The organism is Thermosporothrix sp. COM3, assembly GCF_059696735.1.
In genome coordinates this window covers 6,422,418-6,442,461 of sequence record NZ_AP019376.1, presented here as the reverse complement: position 1 = coordinate 6,442,461, position 20,044 = coordinate 6,422,418, and the positions used below count along the sequence as shown (strand labels likewise).

The 20,044-nt window shown below is 54.1% G+C and carries 14 protein-coding genes; 9 read left to right on the top strand and 5 right to left on the bottom strand.

Annotation, left to right across the window (positions count from 1 at the left end):
* Positions 1-79: 79 nt before the first annotated feature.
* The 5 genes from KTH_RS27615 (at position 80) to gltB (ending at position 8,831) form a co-directional block, all read left to right on the top strand.
* Positions 80-421, top strand: coding sequence for a histidine triad nucleotide-binding protein (locus KTH_RS27615; protein WP_111324619.1), 342 nt, complete (start codon positions 80-82; stop codon positions 419-421).
* A 96-nt stretch (positions 422-517) separates the two neighbouring features.
* Complete coding sequence (locus KTH_RS27610) at positions 518-1,690, top strand: glycosyltransferase family 4 protein (RefSeq protein ID WP_497622113.1); 1,173 nt, start codon at positions 518-520, stop codon at positions 1,688-1,690.
* Positions 1,687-2,841, top strand: a complete 1,155-nt coding sequence (locus KTH_RS27605; protein WP_111324617.1) for a glycosyltransferase family 4 protein — start codon at positions 1,687-1,689, stop codon at positions 2,839-2,841. Before KTH_RS27610 ends, KTH_RS27605 begins: the two co-directional genes overlap by 4 nt.
* A 14-nt stretch (positions 2,842-2,855) precedes the next feature.
* The gene (locus tag KTH_RS27600) at positions 2,856-3,980 is read left to right on the top strand and encodes a glycosyltransferase family 4 protein (protein ID WP_211326287.1); all 1,125 of its coding nucleotides are present in this window, start codon (positions 2,856-2,858) and stop codon (positions 3,978-3,980) included.
* Positions 3,981-4,322: 342 nt separating this feature from the next.
* Positions 4,323-8,831, top strand: coding sequence for a glutamate synthase large subunit (gene gltB, locus KTH_RS27595; RefSeq protein WP_497622111.1), 4,509 nt, complete (start codon positions 4,323-4,325; stop codon positions 8,829-8,831).
* 46 nt (positions 8,832-8,877) lie between these two features.
* Here the strand turns inward: gltB and KTH_RS27590 are convergent, their stop codons facing one another.
* Positions 8,878-9,558 carry a DUF6062 family protein gene (locus tag KTH_RS27590; RefSeq protein ID WP_111324614.1) on the bottom strand — a complete coding sequence of 227 codons (681 nt, stop codon included), beginning with the start codon at positions 9,556-9,558 and terminating at the stop codon, positions 8,878-8,880.
* 98 nt (positions 9,559-9,656) lie between these two features.
* Between KTH_RS27590 and KTH_RS27585 the strand changes: the two genes are divergently transcribed.
* The gene (locus KTH_RS27585; protein ID WP_137686193.1) at positions 9,657-10,496 is read left to right on the top strand and encodes a DnaJ domain-containing protein; all 840 of its coding nucleotides are present in this window, start codon (positions 9,657-9,659) and stop codon (positions 10,494-10,496) included.
* A 93-nt stretch (positions 10,497-10,589) separates the two neighbouring features.
* Complete coding sequence (locus KTH_RS27580; protein WP_111324612.1) at positions 10,590-11,525, top strand: dihydrodipicolinate synthase family protein; 936 nt, start codon at positions 10,590-10,592, stop codon at positions 11,523-11,525.
* Between the two features lie 42 nt (positions 11,526-11,567).
* Here KTH_RS27580 and KTH_RS27575 read toward each other — a convergent pair whose 3' ends face one another.
* The gene (locus KTH_RS27575) at positions 11,568-12,446 is read right to left on the bottom strand and encodes a hypothetical protein (RefSeq protein WP_497622108.1); all 879 of its coding nucleotides are present in this window, start codon (positions 12,444-12,446) and stop codon (positions 11,568-11,570) included.
* A gap of 437 nt (positions 12,447-12,883) precedes the next feature.
* On the opposite strand from KTH_RS27575, the gene KTH_RS27570 reads away from it, so the two are divergent.
* Both KTH_RS27570 and KTH_RS27565 read left to right on the top strand, forming a co-directional pair.
* On the top strand, positions 12,884-15,004 hold the full coding sequence (locus KTH_RS27570; RefSeq protein WP_497622106.1) for a sensor histidine kinase: 2,121 nt from the start codon (positions 12,884-12,886) through the stop codon (positions 15,002-15,004).
* 71 nt (positions 15,005-15,075) lie between these two features.
* Positions 15,076-15,552: a response regulator transcription factor gene (locus KTH_RS27565; RefSeq protein WP_497622104.1), complete on the top strand. Its 477-nt coding sequence runs from the start codon at positions 15,076-15,078 to the stop codon at positions 15,550-15,552.
* 40 nt (positions 15,553-15,592) lie between these two features.
* Here KTH_RS27565 and KTH_RS27560 read toward each other — a convergent pair whose 3' ends face one another.
* The 3 genes from KTH_RS27560 to KTH_RS27550 form a co-directional block, all read right to left on the bottom strand.
* Positions 15,593-16,810 (bottom strand): protein kinase domain-containing protein, encoded by a 1,218-nt coding sequence (locus tag KTH_RS27560; RefSeq protein WP_497622102.1) that lies wholly within the window; start codon positions 16,808-16,810, stop codon positions 15,593-15,595.
* 252 nt (positions 16,811-17,062) lie between these two features.
* Positions 17,063-18,316, bottom strand: coding sequence for an FHA domain-containing protein (locus KTH_RS27555; RefSeq protein WP_497622100.1), 1,254 nt, complete (start codon positions 18,314-18,316; stop codon positions 17,063-17,065).
* Between the two features lie 143 nt (positions 18,317-18,459).
* Positions 18,460-19,689, bottom strand: coding sequence for an FHA domain-containing serine/threonine-protein kinase (locus KTH_RS27550; protein WP_170142790.1), 1,230 nt, complete (start codon positions 19,687-19,689; stop codon positions 18,460-18,462).
* Positions 19,690-20,044: the final 355 nt, after the last annotated feature.

The window sequence follows — 20,044 nt, the reverse complement described above, 5'->3', positions numbered from 1 at the left end:
CCCAATTCATGGTACAATCGCATGTAGAGGTAGAGTAGCTCCTGGCCACCTGCCTCTACTTTTCTGAAAGAGGGATAGTATGGCGGATTGTCTTTTCTGCAAAATCGCAGCGGGCGAGATCCCCGGCGATATCGTCTATCAGGATCAAGATGTTGTGGCCTTCAATGACATTCACCCGCAGGCCCCGCACCATATCCTGATTATTCCCCGTGCTCACATCGCCTCTATGGCCGAGCTCAAACCCGAACACGGGGACATTCTGATGAAGGTCTTCACTGTTGCGAATCAACTGGCCCGTGATCTCAAGCTGGATTCCGGCTATCGCTTTGTCACCAATATCGGTCCGGACGCGGGGCAGTCGGTCAATCATCTACACTTCCATCTCCTGGGTGGCCGACAATTCGGCTGGCCTCCGGGCTAGTCCAGAAAGAGCAGAGGGTACCAGAACATTGCCGCTTCATAGTACCCTCTGTTACAATCCAGGAAACGAGCCAGAGATTGGATGGAAGTATCAGCTATGCGTATAGCAATTGATTATACAGCGGCAATTCGACAGGGTGCAGGCATCGGGGCCTATGTCCGTTCTCTGGTCTCGGCGCTTCTGCACCAGGATCAGAACAACCAGTATACCCTGCTCACCAGTGGGCGTCCGACAGCGCAACGTCCCTTCCCACAGGGCGAACACGTCAGAGGGAAAGCCACCCTGATTCCCGATCGTTATTTGAATATTCTCTGGTATCGCTGGCGAATCCCCCTTTTACCCGCAACACTGTTTACTGGACCAACCGATATCTATCATGGTCCAGATTTTGCCTTGCCACCGCTCAGCAGGCGAACGCGAACCGTTGTCACCATCCACGATCTCGCCTTCCTTGAACATCCCGAATATGCGGTCCCTTCGCTCGCTGCCTACCTGCAAAAAGTGGTGGCCGATTCAGTGCAGCGAGCCGACGTCATCACAACCGTTTCCCACGAGGTGAGCCGCACTCTGATCAAACACTTTCAGGCTCCCGCCGAAAAGCTGGCAACCATCCCAGCAGGCGTGGCTCCCTATTTTCGCCGCGAGACCAATCCCATGCTGCTGGCTGCCACCCGGCATAAGTTTAGCCTGAAACACCCGCTTCTTCTGGCTGTTGGCACCCTGGAACCCCGGAAAAACCATCTCGGTCTGATCAAGGCGTACCACCACTTATTGCAGCAGAAGAAAGCGCCGGCCATGTTAGCTATCGCTGGCGGCAAGGGCTGGCTCTATGAAGAGACCCAAAAACTGGTCAGTGAACTCAAGCTAGAAAAGCATGTCCGCTTTCTGGGTCGTGTCAGTGATCTCGAATTGATCCACCTGTATAGTATGGCCGATATCTTCGCATTCCCCTCATACTTTGAGGGCTTCGGCATCCCGCCGCTTGAAGCAATGGCCTGCGGTGCTCCGGTCATTACCTCCAATACCTCATCTTTGCCCGAGGTCGTCGGTGACGCGGCGCTCCTGGTCGACCCACACAGCGTTGAAGAGATCGCACATGCAATCGACCGGTTGCTTCAGGACGAACAGTTGCGGCAAGAGCTACGTACCAAAGGCTATCAACACGTCAAACACTATACCTGGGAGCACTCGGCGCGGAAGCTCCTTTCGCTCTATGAACGACTCGCTCAAGGAGAAACCAATTTCGCGGATAAGGATTTCGGCATATGAAAATAGGTATCAATGCCCTTTTCTACCAGCAACCTTTTAATGGCAGCGCTCAATATCTTTCACAGCTTGTCCGAGCACTCCAAGAGATAGATCAGCACAATGTCTATCTCCTGTTCGGGCCTCAGCCGATCACGCTGCAACCCACCTTTCCCTATCGAGTCAGGCAGGTTCCGACGCTTGCTCGCAAGAATGAGAATATTGAAAAAGTCTTCTGGGAACAGATTACCGGGCCAGCCGCAGCACGGGCCGCGGGCGTTGATCTCTTTCATGTGCCCTACTTTGCGTCTCCCCTCTTTCCGCAAACGCCAACAGTGGTCTCGGTTCAGGATATTATTCCGCTCCGCCTTCCAGCCTATCAGGGAGACATACGCGTTAAGCTCTATATGCAACTGGTCGCACGCGCAACGCACAACGCCAGCAAGATCATCACTATCTCTCAACATGCCAAACGGGATATTATCGACCGGCTGCACATTCCCGAAGAGCGCATTCGCGTGATCTATCAGGCAGCCGGTGACGAGTACCGCCCGATTACTGATCCCGACACCCTGGCTCGTGTGCGGGCGCGTTATGGTATCGGTGAACGCTACATTTTCTATCTTGGGGGCCTCGATCACCGAAAAAACGTGCCACAACTGGTACGTGCTTTTGTCCGCCTGTATCAGGAGCTTGGAGACCCACAGCTTCAACTACTTGTCTCGGGCAATCCGGAGAAGCAGAAGGGGCCGCTTTTCCCGGACCCACGCCCTTTTGGGGCCGAGCTGGAAGCAAAGGGAAAGATTCTCTATCGCTTTGTTGAGGATGAAGATAAGCCAGCGATTATGAGCGGAGCCAGTCTGTTTGTCTATCCTTCCGCATATGAGGGCTTTGGTCTGCCGCCACTTGAGGCCCTTTGTTGTGGCGCTCCTGTTGCCTGCTCGAACCGAACCTCGCTGCCAGAGGTTGTCGGCGATGCTGCTCTGACCTTTGATCCCGATAATCTGGATGCATTTGTTGAGACAATGAAGCGCGGCCTGACCGATGAAACCGTGCGCTCAACACTGCGCGAACGGGCTCGCTATCAAACACAGCAATTTAGCTGGAAGAAGACGGCCGAGGCAACGCTAGCAGTGTACGAAGAGGTCTATGCAACCACAAAGCGACGAAAGTAGCTCCAGGGAGAGAGATGATGCGAGTACTGATGATTTCTAAAGCGCTTATCGCCGGCACCTCTCAGCGTAAGCTGGAAGAGCTGGCGAAGTGCCCGGATGTTGAACTGACTCTTGCCACTCCACCATACTGGAAAGCCGATGACGGAAGCAAGCAGGTGCTGGAAAAACTCTATCTGAGTGGCTATCGCATGATCGTGACGCCTATGGCGCTGAACGGTCATTTTCATATTCATTTTTATCCTAAATTAGGTGAGATCTTTCGCGAGGTACAACCGGATATTGTGCACATCGATGAAGAGCCGTATAACCTTGCAACTTATCAGGCCATGCGTTTGAGCCGCAAATATCGGGCGCGAGCGCTCTTTTTTGCCTACCAGAATCTGTATCGTGCTTATCCGCAACCGTTCCGCTATTTCGAGCAGTACAACTACACGCACACAACGACCGCAATCGCTGGCAACCAGGACGCTGCGGATGTGTTGCGCCGCAAGGGCTACCGCAAAAGCGTGCATGTTATCCCTCAGTTTGGCTTTGATACCGATATCTTCAAGCGAACCGTACCACTTCAGCCACCAGCACCAGAGCGCCCCTTTGTCATCGGTTACGTTGGTCGTCTCGTGGAGCAGAAAGGGATCAGCACGCTCGTCGACGCGCTGGCCCTCTTACCGGAACGGTGCCGTGTCGTCCTTATAGGCTTTGGCCCGATGAAAGAGGTGCTTACAGAACAGGCACGCCGGCTCGGAGTCAGTGACCGGCTGACTTTTAAAGCAAGTGTGCCCACCCGCGAGATTCCCGCCGAACTCCAGAAGCTGGATGTGCTGGTTCTGCCCTCGTTGACACGCCCCAACTGGGCAGAGCAGTTCGGTCGCGTGCTGGCTGAAGCGATGTCGTGCGAGGTGCCGGTTGTCGGTTCCGACTCTGCCGAGATTCCTTATGTGATCGGTGACGCCGGGCTGATTTTCCCGGAAGGCAATGCGCAGGAGTTAGCCAACCGTTTGCGGCAGTTGCTTGACAATCCGGACCTGTACCTCGAACTGGCACGCAAGGGCCGTCAGCGCGTGCTAACCCACTACACGCAGGAACAGATCGCACGCCAGACCTATCAGGTCTATTGTGAGATGCTCGAAAAGCCAGTATGAAGCTGTTGTACCTGGAGGGGAAATCCCTCCAGGCGTATTTCGTGACTCCTCTCTCACTGCTACATAGAGCAATATGAATACTGTCAATTTTCTCCCTGCTGATCTTCAACCGAACTGCCTTGCCTGTTTTTAAACGGATATGTTATACTTGTAAAAAGCAGGTGATGTCGCCTCTCCACATGAGCTATGCTGCTCACCTTCCCAGTGCTACCACTTTGGCCTGTAAGCTGGCTTGAACCACAGTAACGAATACCGACGAACGTTGTTTGATCGTCGACCTTTTTGGCTCCAGCGCCGGTGCCCGATCCCTTCAGTAGCATTTAGTTCTTGGGAGGACACTGCATGCATAACGAACACAATATTTTGCCTTCCCCGTACCCGCTGTATGATGCCCGCCAGGAGCACGACGCCTGTGGCACAGGTTTTATTGCCCATGTTTCCGGACATGCCAGCCACGATCTGGTTCAGCAGGCCTTATCGGCTCTTGCAAACCTGACCCATCGTGGAGCCCAGGACGCCGATGCCCAGACGTATGATGGTGCAGGCATCATGACTCAAATTCCTCAAGCGCTTCTTTCCGCCGAGTTGAACCGCCCCGACCTTGATCCCGCTGATCTCGCTGTAGGCGTGCTTTTCTTACCACATCCCGAGAGAGCCCCTGCTGACAACGAGAAGAGTCGTCAACTGGTTGAGCAGACTCTGAGTGAGCTTGGCCTTCTCTGGCTTGGGTGGCGCACTCCCCCGCTTGATGAAACTGTTCTGGGCACCCGTGCACGCGAGACAATGCCTCAGATCATGCACGCGCTCGTGAGCCGTCCGGCATCCCTTGATGTCTCTGCATATGAACAAACCCTCTACTACGCTCGCCGTTTGCTGGAACAACGCTTGCATGAAGCCAGGATCTCTGATTGTTATATCGCCTCGCTCTCGCATCGCACCATTGTATATAAAGGATTGCTGGCCCCTGATCAACTCGCACGCTTCTATCTTGATCTTGTAGACCCACGCTACGCCAGCGCACTCGCCGTCTTTCACCAACGCTACAGCACCAACACGTTCCCGTCCTGGCCGCTGGCTCAGCCGTTCCGCCTGCTGGCGCATAACGGCGAAATCAATACGTTGCAAGGAAACCGCAACTGGATGCGAGCCCGCGAAAAGTCGCTGTCTTCGCCTCTGTGGGGAGAGCGCGTTAACGCCTTTGTTCCGGTACTTCAGGAATGGAGCAGCGATTCAGCACAGTTAGATAATGCGCTTGAGCTGATTTCCGTCTCGGGTCGTGGCCTGCTTCATAGCGTACAGATGCTCGTACCTCCTGCATGGGAGAACGACGAGACATTCTCAGAAGAGCTTCGCGCCTGGTGTGAGTATCATGCGGGCCTGACCGAGCCCTGGGATGGTCCTGCGGCGCTCGTGTTTACCGATGGACAGATTGTCGGTGCAGCACTCGATCGCAATGGCCTGCGCCCGGCTCGCTACACGCTGACAACAAGCGGGCTGCTAATTGTTGCCTCCGAGGCCGGGGTAATTCCTCTCTATCCTGCTGAAGTCGCCGAGAAGGGACGCCTGGGACCAGGTGAAATGATCGCGGTTGATCTCATCCAGAAGCAGGTACTCCGCGATCAGGCAATCAAAACAATGCTGGCACAAAAGCAGCCATACAAGCAGTGGCTCGCAGACAATCGCGTGCATTTGTATGACCTTGAGCAGCAAATCCAGCCTCAGCCCATCGAGAAGCCAGATTCTGATGCGCTCTTTGCTCGTCAACAGCTCTTCGGTTTTACCCATGAAGATATTGAGATGGTCCTGCGTCCGATACTGACAGAGCAGAAAGAGCCTACATGGAGTATGGGCGATGATGCCCCGCTTGCACCGCTCTCCCGGATGCCTCGTGCCATCTCCGACTACTTCCGGCAGCGTTTCGCTCAGGTCACGAACCCGCCTATTGACCCGTTACGCGAGCGCGTTGTGATGTCGCTTGATAGCTATCTTGGGACGCAATCCAGTCTGCTAACCGAGTCACCCGAACACGCTCGTCTGGTTCACCTTCCCTCACCGCTGTTGACAGAAGCGCAACTTGAGGCACTATCCCGGCGGCAACAGACCCATGTTTTGAATACTATCTTCCCGGTTGCCGCGGGACCGGAGGCTCTTGCCGGGGCACTTGATCGTCTGGAACAGGAGGCTCTCACCGCGATCAATGAAGGGGCAACCCTGCTTGTGCTCAGCGATCGCGAGGCAACCCTTGAACAGCCCCCCATCCCGATGGTCATTGCGGTTGGCTCCGTGCACCGCTTCTTGATTGAGCATGGCTTGCGCACCCGCACCTCTCTGGTCTGCGAAACAGGCACTGTCTGTGATATTCACCAGATTGCTGTACTGCTTGGCTACGGCTCCGAAGCGATTGTACCAACACTCGCGCTCGATAGTGTCCGTGCCCTTGCTGGTGAACGCAAACTGGAAGATGTCACCCCTGAAATCGCAGTCGAGCGCTACTTCCACGCGATTGAGGACGGCCTGTGCAAGGTCATGGCACGCATGGGAATCTCAACCCTGCATAACATCATCGGTGGCGGTCAATTCGAGATTATTGGTCTGGCTCCCGAATTTGTGGAACGCTGTTTCGCCGGCTCGCCCTATCACCCGGGAAGTCTGACGCTAGAACAGGTTGCCAGCAAGATTATCCAGCACTGTACCTCGCTGCAACAGGCCCCGGCCACGCCCGAGCCTGCTGTCCGACGGCGGAAACTGGCCGATCTGGGCCGGTATCGCTTCCGGCGTGATGCGGAGTACCACGCCTATAATCCATTGATTGTCCGGGCGCTTCAGAAGGCCGCCCAGAGTGGCGAACACACCGACTATCAGCAATTTACCAATCTGGTCTATAATCGTCCGCCAACCACCCTTCGTGACCTGCTGGACTTCACGCAGCGCACACCGATCCCGGTTGAGGAGGTAGAATCGGTTGAGTCGATACGCGCGCGCTTTGTGATCTCGGCAATGTCGGTCGGCGCACTTAGTGCAGAGACACATCGAACGATCGCAGCCGCGATGAACAGCATCAATGCACGCAACAATACCGGTGAGGGTGGCGAAGATCCCGCCTGGTATCAGGAGACGCTTGAAGGCTACCCGGTCAGCAGCAAGATCAAGCAGGTTGCATCTGCTCGCTTCGGGGTCACTACTGAGTACCTTGTGCGCGCCGAAGAGATCGAGATTAAGATGGCTCAAGGCTCCAAGCCGGGCGAAGGTGGTCAGTTGCCTCCACACAAGGTAACGCCTTTTGTGGCTCGCCTGCGCCATACAGCGCCGGGAGTAGCCCTGATCTCACCACCGCCACATCACGACATCTACAGTATCGAAGATATCGCACAGCTCATTTATGATCTGCATCAGGTCAACCCGACCGCGAAGGTTGGCGTCAAGCTGGTCTCCTGTAAAGGGGTAGGTACCATTGCCGCTGGTGTCGCGAAAGCCCATGCGAACTACGTTCTGATCAGCGGCCATGATGGCGGTACTGGTGCTTCTCCGCTTCAGTCCATCAAGCATGCTGGTCTTCCCTGGGAACTGGGGCTTGCCGAGGCGCAGCAGGTACTCGTGAAAAACGGCCTGCGTCAGCGCGTTAAGGTGCGCGTTGATGGCGGCTTTAAAACTGGTCGTGATGTCGTCATCGCTGCCATGCTTGGCGCGGAAGAGTATGGCTTTGGAACAGCAGCGTTGGTCTCGCTTGGCTGTGATATGGCGCGTCAGTGTCACCTGAACACCTGTCCGGCGGGCATAGCTACCCAGCGCGAAGACTTAAAGGCGAAGTTTACCGGTCGCCCGCAATTCTTGATTAATTACCTGACCCTGGTCGCGACGGAGGTACGCGAACTTCTGGCGCAGCTTGGCTTCAGAAGCCTTGAAGAGCTGATCGGACGCGCCGATCTCCTTCAGACAAAGGGAGAGACCGAGTTCGATCTTTCCGGTCTGCTCGTTGCCCATCCTGTGCGCTCTGATGCCAGCAAACATGTCTCGCCGGAACGCTCCGCCCTGGAAGATCAGTTGTTGTCGGAGGCAGCCCCTGCCCTCAATCTTGAGCGCAGTGTGATTACACAGCATACCATTCACAACTATGATCGCTCCATTGGCGTCACGCTAGCCGGTGAAATTGCCCGCCGTTATGGCAACAGCGGCCTCTCGGGTGTCAGTATTACCTGCACATTTGAAGGCTCCGCAGGTCAGAGCTTCGGCGCCTTCTGTGTACCTGGTATGCGCCTGCACCTTCAGGGTGAAGCAAACGACTATGTTGGCAAAAGCATGGTAGGCGGTCAGATCGTGATTATGCCGCCGACAAACGCCACCTATCACTCGGCGAGCAATACCATTCTTGGTAATACGGTCCTCTATGGGGCCACCGGTGGTCAACTCTTCGCGGCTGGTCGGGCCGGTGAGCGCTTTGCAGTACGCAATAGCGGCGCTCTGGCCGTTGTTGAGGGTATTGGCGACCACGGGTGTGAATATATGACAGGTGGTATGGTTGTAGTCCTGGGCGAGACCGGGCGCAACTTCGCAGCCGGTATGTCCTCGGGCGTGGCCTATGTGCTTGATACAACCAACACCTTTAGCGCAAACTGCAATACCTCGTTCGTCTCGCTTGGGCGCATTACAGACAACGCCGAGAGTGAGGCGCTTCGTCAGGTAATCACATGGCATGCACGCAAGACGCATAGCGCGCATGCAGCCGAGATCCTGGAACACTGGGACTTTATGAGCCGGGCCTTCTGGCGCGTCCAGCCCCATAATACCAGTACCAGTGCTCTCGATTTTGTCGCGGGCGACTACGACACAAATCGTATGTACGCCTCCCATTAACGTGCTGTCGAGGAAGTCTTTCCAAAGAGGGAAAGGCTTCCTTTTTTTATAGCTTCTGCTGAAGCTGCTCCCAGCCGGCAACAAGGCCAGCCGCCTTCTTCCATGATCCAGCCTCAGACCCGCTGGCTTCTCCCTGGTAACGATAATCATGCTTGCGGATAAACTCGGAAAGCTCCGCTTCCAGCCGACGAAGACAGGCAAGCTGAGCCTGACGCAGGCGAGACAGCCAGTGGCCCGAGATCTCCGCAACACGCAATGTACACGCCTCCTGAAAATGGTCAAGACAGAGGCCGTCAGAGGCTTCAAAGCAGGCGTAGAACTCGTCATTGCCAAGCGCCTGCCGCAGGGTATCAATCGTGCGCGCTGTTATTTTCTCTTCCTGATGGCAGGCAGGACAGAGATGCCGCCCCGTCCTCTTCTCGAAAATGCGTGAAAGCAGTCCCCGGGCGCCGGGCGATCCGTTGGTCTGTTCCAGTTGCTCCAACGTGTCGGTGACAATATCGTGATAGGACTGAGCCAGCGGTAAAGCAGCCCCCATCTGCACCAGCTGCCGAGTATGCTGGCCGCAAAAGCCTCGTGAGCGCCGCAACTCTTCGCGAACCTCAACATCAGTAAAATGCTCATATTTCCACGATTCCAGATAGCGTGTCACGCCCTCAGCAATCAGCCGACACAGAGGGCATCCTTCCTGCGTACAGGCACGTTCCAGTTCCCGGTAATCATACATTGCTTGTAGACCCTTTATCCTTTTACAACCTTTCTCGCGGTCGAACGTCTATACAATAAAGAGTTGGTCAGACACTCACTGTTTCGCGAGTACCATTGATGCACACTTCTCCTGACTATTACACACTGCTTGGTGTCCCTCAAGATGCATCACCTGAGGCCATCAAGGCAGCATTCAAAAAGCTGGCGCTCAAATACCATCCCGACGTCTACAAAGGTGAAGACGCCCATACCCGCATGCGCTTGCTCTTAGAAGCATACCAGACCTTGAACGATCCGGCTATGCGCAAAAAATACGACGAGCAACGGGCACAACACACCACGGGCTCCTTTGTGCCCCACACACCATATGAACAGACCCAACCTCCCAGACAGAAAACGCGTGAAGTAACGCCTGAGGCCCGTCGTGATCGACAACGGTATTATGACTTTCCTGAGTTTCATGTTGGCCAAAAAGGATACATTGACCTGATCGAATGCAGCTATATTCTGACACCCGCACAGACGCGGATGCTGGTGCTCGATGGGTTGGTGCGTGGAACCATGCCTCGTACAACCGATGGACGCTACTACTGTCACCGCTGTCATCACCATTGGTCAACCGAGACACCGCCTCTATTCTGCCCGCAATGCCATGCCAGCGACTGGCAGGAATATCTGCTGCTCCGCTGTGTCCATTGCTCCGCAGTCTTTGAGAGCGAGCAGCTTCGCAATGAGATCGGCTCTATCAGTTATGGCAAGCAAAAGAACACCCTCTGTCATCCCTATGAGCTATTTCCGCTCTGTCCTTATTGTGGCGCAGCCCGCTGGTGCCCCTCCGAAAATCGGCGCGTCAACGCGCTTCAACGCCGAGCGACTCGTTTTCGCTTTTTCTGGTTCAGCATTCTCTTGCTTGCTCTTCTCATTTCTGTACTTTTTGTTGCTGGCGTAGTGAGATAAGACTTACACTTCACAGATCAAGAAATACTCTCCCGTTGTTATGCTATAATAGCGAGAGAGCGTTATTTATTCTGTAATTTCGGAGAGTAAGCCATGCAAAATCTCTTACCTGGTGGCGTTTATCCCCCTCTCCCGACATTCTTTGATGCCGACGAAGAACTTGACCTGGGAACGCTGCAACGCCATATGCAACGCTTGAAAGACAGTGGGATCGCGGGCTTTGTGGTCCTGGGTAGTAATGGCGAGGCAGTCCATTTGACCAACGAAGAACGAGCCCGCGTGATCAGCGCAGCCAGAGAAGTAGCAGGCGATGAAGAGACAGGAATACCGCTCATTGCCGGTTGTGGTGAGCAATCAACCCGCGGAACCATTGCTCAATGTCAGCGAGCCGCGAATCATGGTGCAAATCTGGCCCTGGTGCTCCCTCCCTCCTACTATAAAGGGAATATGGATAAACCGGCTCTGCTTGCACACTATCAGGCAGTTGCGGAACGAAGTCCGATTCCTGTGCTGATCTACAATATGCCAGCCAGCACCGGCGGAATTGATCTTGATGCCGAACTTATTTGCACCCTGGCCGAGCATCCCAATATTCTGGGGCTGAAGGACAGCAGCGGCGATATCACCAAACTTTCATTCATCACCGCCAACACACCGGTGACCTTCCGCGTCTTTGCAGGCAGTGCCGGCTTTTTCTTCCCTGCTCTTGCGATTGGCGCAGCCGGAACAATCGCCGCACTGGCAAACCTCTATCCGCGTGAAATCTGCCTGCTTCAGACCCTCTTTAACACCGGTCACTACGTTGAGGCTCGCTCACTGCAAACGGAGCTCATCGCCATCAACACGGCAGTGACCACGCGCTACGGCGTCGCTGGCCTGAAAGCAGCCCTTGAGATGATCGCTGGCTATGGCGGCAAACCACGCAGACCCCTGCAACCACTCCCTTCATCAGAGCGCGACAAACTTGCTCAATTACTGCGAGCCACAGAGCTTGAGGAAAACTTAGAAGTCGTTCTGGAAGAGGAATAGCAGAGAAAAAAGAACGCCTGCCGTTTCTGGCAGGCATCTTTTCTAGCCAATATTGAAGCTTCCCCTGTAGGCAAGCTGCTTATCGATACAGGCGGGCGTGCTTGCCCAGTAGACCTCAACAGAGCCATTCCCCGCCACCGCAGGCTTGACCGCAAACCAGTACGATATAGACGCATTACTTGCCTCATACGGGAGATAATGCAACAACGAATTATTGATATACCAGTACAGGCACAGAGCGCCAGGGCGTTCAGGGTGGACAGCCATTGTAATATAGACCGTTTGCCCTAATCGAAAAGACGTTGCGGGAACCGTAATGCGTGCAGAAGTACGATCTACTGAGCTCCCGAGCTGAACGTTATCTATATATTTTTCGCCAGGAAACGCGCTGACCTCCGTTGGAATGGTGGTCGCAGTGGGATGATCAGCCACCTTCGTTGGCTTCTCTTCAATCGTTAAAGGGCTGTTATTAGGCCCATTTCCAGTCTTCCCTGACAGTCCAGGAGCCATTACGGCCACAAAGACAAGAATCATTGCCCCGGCCAGCAGACAGAGAGCGGAAAGTGTAAAGCCAAAACGTGTCGAATGGGGCCCACCCAAAAAGCCAGTCTTTGGCTCAAGCAACGGCCTTGCGCTGGTTGGCTGGCGTGATGAGGGGTCCTGGAATTCAAATTCCGGAAACGGCTGCACTAGCTGCCCATCAGTATGCACAGCCGCCTCAGGTGATAAAGCATACTCTTCCAGCCCTAACATCGTCTCGCTCATCGGCAAAGGATAGGAACCCTCGGTCATATCCGGTGCTGTCAGAACGAGCGGCTGCTGGCCCTCAAAATGCGCCTGTCCGGTCTCAACCGGCAACCCGCAACGAGGACAGTGTGAACGTGCGGGGGAGACAGAAAAACCACAATGAGTACATGTCATATAGAAATAAGCCCCCCTCAATTCAAAGAATACAATGATAACTCTACTTCTTTTCCTTAAAGAGTCACAATTTATGACGAAATAGGGAAGATATAGTAAACCTTTGTCCGCATGGATAGGATTTTTTTCCTTGTTTTCAGGAGCATGGGGAGGTACCTTCGCTACTTGACACTACTATACAGCCCTTTTACAATTACACACGGATGAAAAAAGATGATTGTTTTTCGATCCACTCCCTGTTTCGTTCCAGAGAGCAGGGTGTGTTTTTCATTCATTGAGTGTTGCACCCATAACGGCCTGACCCCTGGATCAAATTGCCCGACCGCTGTTATAATAGAGGTGCGTGAAGAGGGTCAATTACGTGGGAAAACCGTAGAGACTCATGACCACTCATCACCTTACCCCTCAGGAATAGTAGCTAGCAGGAAGAAGAGGAAGTGACTCAAAGCGCCAATCTCAAGCAACTTTTAACGCCGCACGCTGCCCGCCTACAGTCCTCACTTCAGCGCATTCAAGGCGTTGAGCTGACACCTGGCAGCGACGCAGACATACTGCTACAGGCACTCACCGCGCCTGATGAGCAGTCCGTCCCTATCGCTCATTTCGAGCAGGAAGGCAACACGCTTGCCAGAGGGGGGGGGAAACTGGATACACAGCTCAGCGAACTACAGGCCTACTTTCAGGCCCTTCAGACTGAGCTTCAAGCCATTTTTGCTGCCGAGCCTTCGCAGTTCATCAGTATTATCGGGGATCTCAATCACCTTCAGGCAGAGCTTGCTCTGGCCGTGACACGTGGCTATCAGCAAGGAATAGAGGAACAGCGAAACCAGAACTCCCATGTCAATCAGCGGCTGGAACACCGCCTCGACGCACTGCAACGAATCAACGGTGTCAGCAACTCGGCAACCGATCTTGATCAGACCCTGGAATTCATTGCGCAGGTAGTTGCGGAGGAGCTTCAGGCCGATCTCTGTTCCATCTTCCTGTATGACGAGTTACAGCGCGTGCTGACGCTCCGCGCGACCAATGGCCCGCGTCCATTAGGCAGTATGCATTTTCTCCTGCGTCTGGGAGAAGGCTACAGCGGATGGGTTGCCGATAAAGGGCGTACGCTTCTGCACAATGATGCGCTAACCGACCCGAACTATGCCTCCGAGGCTCGCGCCTATGGCGAACCCTATCGCGGCATTATGGCGCTTCCTATCATCTTCTTTGGCAGTGCGGAACGTCTGATCGGCGTTATCAGCGTCCAGAGCAAACAGCCTCGCGATTTTACCCCTGAAGAGGTCAACTTCGTCGAGGTCACGGCAGGCACCATCGCGCTCAACATCGAGAATGGTCGGCTGTATGAACAGACCGATGAACAGCTACGGCGCAAAGTGCACGAGCTGGCAACTATTCACCGGGTCTCTTCCATTATCGCCTCTACCCTGAATCTGGACGAGGTGCTGCAAATCATCACGACACAGGCAGTACATCTGTCGGGGGCTGAACGCTCCTGTATCTTTGAACTGGATCCGGATCGACAGCGCCTGCACGTTCTTGCACATTATGGCTTGAACGCCAAGCAGGTTGGCAAACTACAAATCAAGGTAGGCCAATGCTGCGCCGGACGCACCGTGCAGACAGGGCGCCCGAATATGGCCGTCGACTGCTTCCACGCCGATGAACACTGCTTTATCCATGACGACCCGATGCTTTCGTCAGAGATTCACTCGGTGCTTTGCGTCCCGCTCAAAGTCAAGCAGAAGATTCTTGGTTGTATCTGTATTTATAGCAGTCATCGGCACCTGCTCAGCCCCGAACAGATGCAGTTGGTCATCACCTTCGCAAATGAGGCCGCAATTGCGATTGAGAACGCCCGACTCTATGAAGAGACCCGACGTGGCCTTGAACTCAAATCGGTCTTGCTCCGCGAGCTGCATCACCGGGTCAAAAACAATCTTGCGACCGTGGCAGGTATCCTCTCGCTTCAGCGCAGGCGCACGAAATCGCCAGAAGTCCGGCACATTCTGGCCGAGAGCGTGAACCGCGTCCAGGGACTCGCGGCCACCCATGACCTGCTGGCCCATGAGGATGTCAGCGAAGGGCGCGTTGATGATATCGCCAGAAAGATTGTTGGCGTGGCAAATGCCAACCTCAGCCCTCCTGATAAGCGCATCTCGTTCCAGGTGGAGCCCTGCCCGATCGTCATTCCTTCCCGGGCTGTTACCATTCTGGCGCTGGTCATCAATGAGATGGTCTCAAACGCCATTAAACATGGTATGGCTGATCAACAGCGTGGAATCGTGATTATTCGAGGCAGCGAAGAGGATGGCAACGCCATTATCCAGGTAATCGATAGCGGCAAAGGTCCATCCACCGAACACATAGAAGAGAGCACTGAAGGCAGTTCAGAAGGTCTGGGTCTCTCGCTGATCAAGCACCTGATCATCGACCTGGGTGGGCGCTTCTCACTTCGACGTGGTCCCTTGCCAATCCAGCCGCCAGCAGGACAGGAACCAGATCAAGAATATACTATTGCTGAGGTTCGTTTCCCACTAAGACGAGGTCGTTAAGCTGTTCAATGTTTTGTAGCGGAGTTTTTCTAGCAGCTCTTTTGCGGTGGAAAGAGTCGAGGTAGCACAATATGAACAATACTCCCGAAAAACAGCGCATTCTTATTGTTGAGGACGAAGACGCCATTCAGCAAGTATTCAGCTTTTTCCTGGAACATAACGGTTTTGAGACACACTCTGTTTTCAATGGTCAGGATGCAATCGCTGCGATCCCGGTCTACAAGCCGCACTTGATTATCCTGGATCTGGTGATGCGTCCTGTTTCTGGTTGGGATGTGTTGCACTGGCTTCGTGAGCATCAGCAGACGATTCCGGTACTGGTGAGCAGCGCTCTGGTACATCTGACTGAACAGGTACAGGGATTTGAGGAAGGAGCAATTGAATATATCACGAAGCCAGCCCAGCCGAGCGTGATTGTTGAGAGGGTACGCACCCTGCTCTCCCTGAACCACGAACAGCGCCTGATGCTCCAGCATCAACGTATTGACGAACGCAAACGCACGCTTGAGCGTATCCAGACAGCGCAACAGAATGAACTGCCCCATTAAGCCGACCTTCAATGGTCGGCTCTCTCTTTTGTCATTCCTGTTAACTGCCTAACGCCTGCCCACATGAGACACAGAAGCGATTATTGACCGAATTCGCGGTGCCACAATATGGACATTTATTCAACACCACACCACAATAGGTACAGAAGCGCATGTTCGGCCGATTCAACCGCTGACAGTTGCGACAGCGATACATGATGACGGCCTGCCCCTGACCGGTCTGATGCGCCGGATAAGGCTGCCCGGATGGTGTCCTGTGCTGTGGATTGGGCGAAGGATATGGCTGTTGTGGAACAGGTTGTTGCTGCACCGGAGGTTGTGGAAGCGGTGATTGCATTGGCTGCATCGGCATGACTGGCGGCTGCTGCACATAATAGTTATTTGGCATTTGCTTCTGAGGATGAGCGCTTCCCATCATCGCCTGATTCAGCGCTTCCGCCATATCGCTTGCACGCTGGTACCGATGCTGCGGATTTTTCATCAGCGCGGTTAAGATAATCTTCTCGACAGCCGGAGGAATAGACGGGTTCATTGAGCTCGGGCGTGGTGGCATATCGTAGATATGGCTATGCGCCAGCGCTGGATAGTTATCCGCCCGGAACGGCGTGACACCGGTCAGGACCTCAAAGAGCATAACCCCCAGAGCATAAATATCTGCACGACCATCAACCGGCCCGCCCTGGCACTGTTCAGGTGACATATATTCAGGAGTACCAACACCCGCACCCGGGCGCGTCAGATGATTCTGCGAGAGCGCCAAAGCCTTCGCGATCCCAAAGTCAGAAAGCACGGGACGGCCCGAACGATCCAGAAGGACGTTTACCGGCTTCACATCCCTGTGAATAATTCCCTGCTCATGTGCATAAGTCAACGCACTGGCAAGCTGAATAAAGATAGGCACAGCCTCGCTAAGATCCATCACCCGACCGGCACTTAAAAGCTGGTCGAGGCGCTGTTTCAGCGTGCCGCCATCGATTAGCTGCATCACAATATAGAGATGACCGTTTTGCTCGTTTGCGTCATGCACCGTCACAATATTGGGATGGCTCAGACGGGCTACCATTTTTGCCTCAAGGTTGAACCGCTCCACAAAATTGCGGTCAGCGGCATACCACGGAGGCAGCACCTTAATAGCGACCTCGCGTTCCAGATTTTCTTGATAGGCCTTATACACGCTAGCCATGCCGCCCTGTCCAAGCCTGGACAAGATCCGGTAATTTCCGAGCGTTGTTCCTATGAGTTCGTCCTGCTGCATCATATACGCAGAACCACGCAATTCAGGCAAGCGCTCTCAGCCTGCCGCCTTCGCGTGGATACTCAACTTTCCTTCCTCTAGCTACTGTCTCTCTACCAGAACTATATTATGTATTATACGTGAGTTTATGCGATGTCGACGCAATTCATCCGCACGTTCCCCTTATTGTAGCAGATATCGTAGTGCCACAAAAGGACAACATCCCTTTTCTCCCTTTTTATGACACTACGACTGCGTCAGTTCCTCTATCAGCGATTAGCGACGGCTAAAGACCAGGACGGTCTGTCCAAGCTGGATCTCATCACCTTCCTTCAACTGATAGGTCTGATATTTGTTGACGAGCTGGTCATTCACCTTCGTGCCGTTGGCACTTCCCTCATCCTTCAAGGCATAGTTCCCATTGCCGAGGTTGACGAGTGAGGCATGCAAGCGAGAAACGGCCAGATCTTCCAGGAAGATATCACTCTCACGGCTTCGACCAATGCTCAGTGACTCCTTGCGGATTTCATAGACGCGTCCCTCATCTTTGCCCTTCTTCACCCGCACATAGCCGATACCGGCCACCGGGTTCTGCGAGCGGAGAACGGTCTTATCTGCGTCGTTCTCGCTGGCAAAAACGGTCGGATCTCCACCCATTGGGGTATTGAAACCGCCCTGCTGTGGCTGCCAGGGAGCATTCTGCTGCTGATACTGCTGTGGAGCCCCCCACTGCTGTTCGCTAGCCGGAGCAGGCGTCGCACCAAACTGCTGCGGCTGCTGATTCCAGCCACCGGCCGCGTTATTCCCGCCACCTGCAAAGACCGTAGGAGCAGACTGTTGCACGGGCTGCTGTGGCTGCGCACCCCAACCGGCCTGTTGCTGTGGTTGTGGCTGCTGTGACCATGCGTCCTGACTGCCCGGAGCTCCCCACGAAGGCTGCGAACCTGCTCCCCCCCACTGGTTTACGGGCTGCTGTTGCGGTGCGACAGGATTGGGAGTATTCCAGCCCCCGGCCTGCTGTGCATTCCAGGTAGGGTCAGAGCCCTGCTGCTGTGGTTGTGCACCCCAACCGGCCTGCTGTGTCGGAGCCTGAGCCCCCCAACTAGCGCCGGAGCCTTGCTGCTGTGGTTGTGCACCCCAACCGGCCTGCTGAGGCTGCATATCGGGCTGCTGTCCCCAACCACCAGCCTGCTGCTGCATATCGGGCTGTCCCCAACCGGCCTGCTGTGGAGGCTGCTGCATTTGCGGCTGTGCATTCCAGCCACCCTGCTGCTGCATTTGCGGCTGCGCATTCCAGCCACCCTGTTGCTGTCCCTGCGGCTGCCATTCATTGCCTGTGCCCATCCCCGGAGCCGCAGCGTCCGTTTTCTTCTTGCCCATCCGTATGACAACGAAAACGATGGCAATAATAACAAGAACAATAACCACGATGGCAACTATGAGCAACAGAGGATTAGGCTGGAATCCGGCAAGTGCAAATACAGGCGCAGGAATACTTTTCGCTGTAGAAACGAGCGTTACACTATTCATCTTTTTTTTCACCCCTCTGGTCGTAGGGGCGGCCTCTCCACCTCTCCCGCAAAGCATCCAGGGAGAGTACGTGCCACCCGACCTGAATCGGGCACCCGTGCGGGTATCCCTACATACGCGACTCCATGCAAAAGAACGCCACGTTATCGCAATTCAAAACGCGCCTCAACGCTTCCAAAACGGAGGACATCACCGTCTTTGAGAAGACGCTGCTGATGTGGCATCAAGATCTCTCCATTCAAGCGAGTCTTATTGCGGGACTCAAGATCTTCAACTGTATAGGTGTCTCCCTGCCTGTGAAGATAGGCATGCCGTCGCCCAACGGTTTTGTCAGCCAGATCGATATCTGGATAGATCCCGAGCGTTGGATCACGTCTCCCCACAATTAATTTATCCCCTTGCAAGTGAAAACGGTTCCCCGAAGCCGAAACAGTCATCCAGGCCTCTTTTTTCTGAGCCCTGTCTGGCGCTAGATCACCCGATACCAGTTTCTCATGTCCCATCCCACCGCGACCATAGAGCGGTGAGAGCGTCTGGGGAATATGTTCTTGCAAACGATCAAGCGCTGTGATGAATTCAAGTGGAGTCTGAAAACGATCACCGGGCTCTTTGGCAAGCGCTTTCATCATAAAGCGATCGGCTTCTAAAGGCAAGTCGGAGCGGAGGCGACAAATTGACGGTACGGGCTCATTGATCTGCTTGATCACAATCTCAACGGCTGTCTCTCCCTGAAACGGAGGGCAACCAGCCAGCATCTCAAATAAAACCGCAGCAACTGAGTACAGGTCCGAGCGCGTATCAGCCGAGCGCCCACTTGCTGCCTGCTCAGGAGAGATATAGAAGGCAGTCCCCATAAAGACATTGGATTGAGTGAGCGTGACAGTCTCCCGGCTCCGCGCCAGACCAAAATCAGTGATCTTTACCACGTTGTTCGAGTCAATCAAAATATTCTGGGGCTTGATATCACGATGCACCACCCCTTTATTGTATGCCGCGTTCAATCCCTCCGCTATCTGACGAGCATACCCTATTGCTTTCAGCGGGTCCATTTGTCCCTGATTAATCATATAGTACTTGAGGCTCTGCCCATCAATGTAGTCCATCACAATATAGTGCATATTGTGATCGTCACCATACTCTATAATACGGACAATATGGGGGTCCTGCAACTGTTGCAATATATATGCTTCTCTCTGAAAACGCGCAAGAAGGTCATCGTCATTTGAGAAGTCCATATGCATGACTTTGACGGCATAGATACGGTTGTTTTTGAGGTCACGCGCAACATATACCGTAGCGAAGCTTCCCCGTCCCCGTTCGTCAATGAGTTTATACCGATCTTTCATAACGCGACCAATCATGTCGCCGTTCATTGGTTTGCGCTCCTCGTTCGTTAAGCTACTATTAGCGGCTCCATTATACACCATCCATTCTGTTGTGTCATGGAGTCTCTTTCACTATCAAGCCTTACTATGGTTTTCAGTAGAAAAAGTCAAATAAAGGCCCGATAGTCCTCACTCCCGTTCTTCCTTTCCTGCCCCTTTGCCAGAAAAGAGAACAGCAGCGGATTCCTTCCGGCTGCCTGGATGTATCCCTCTCATAATGTATAAACGGGAACAGTCCCCATTTGTTTACACTTTTAGTCTGGCTGAAGCCAATATTGATCGGAGCTGGCACATCTCACCACTTTCCTAAGAAGGCCATTCTACAGCAAGAGCGCTCCTGCCG

Bases quoted from the DNA above. Each gene is read 5' to 3' on its own strand.
- KTH_RS27615 (WP_111324619.1), top strand. From the start codon at position 80: ATGGCGGATTGTCTTTTCTGCAAAATCGCAGCGGGCGAGATCCCCGGC.
- KTH_RS27610 (WP_497622113.1), top strand. From the start codon at position 518: ATGCGTATAGCAATTGATTATACAGCGGCAATTCGACAGGGTGCAGGC.
- KTH_RS27605 (WP_111324617.1), top strand. From the start codon at position 1,687: ATGAAAATAGGTATCAATGCCCTTTTCTACCAGCAACCTTTTAATGGC.
- KTH_RS27600 (WP_211326287.1), top strand. From the start codon at position 2,856: ATGATGCGAGTACTGATGATTTCTAAAGCGCTTATCGCCGGCACCTCT.
- gltB (WP_497622111.1), top strand. From the start codon at position 4,323: ATGCATAACGAACACAATATTTTGCCTTCCCCGTACCCGCTGTATGAT.
- KTH_RS27590 (WP_111324614.1), bottom strand. From the start codon at position 9,558: ATGTATGATTACCGGGAACTGGAACGTGCCTGTACGCAGGAAGGATGC.
- KTH_RS27585 (WP_137686193.1), top strand. From the start codon at position 9,657: ATGCACACTTCTCCTGACTATTACACACTGCTTGGTGTCCCTCAAGAT.
- KTH_RS27580 (WP_111324612.1), top strand. From the start codon at position 10,590: ATGCAAAATCTCTTACCTGGTGGCGTTTATCCCCCTCTCCCGACATTC.
- KTH_RS27575 (WP_497622108.1), bottom strand. From the start codon at position 12,446: ATGACATGTACTCATTGTGGTTTTTCTGTCTCCCCCGCACGTTCACAC.
- KTH_RS27565 (WP_497622104.1), top strand. From the start codon at position 15,076: ATGAACAATACTCCCGAAAAACAGCGCATTCTTATTGTTGAGGACGAA.
- KTH_RS27560 (WP_497622102.1), bottom strand. From the start codon at position 16,810: ATGATGCAGCAGGACGAACTCATAGGAACAACGCTCGGAAATTACCGG.
- KTH_RS27555 (WP_497622100.1), bottom strand. From the start codon at position 18,316: ATGAATAGTGTAACGCTCGTTTCTACAGCGAAAAGTATTCCTGCGCCT.
- KTH_RS27550 (WP_170142790.1), bottom strand. From the start codon at position 19,689: ATGAACGGCGACATGATTGGTCGCGTTATGAAAGATCGGTATAAACTC.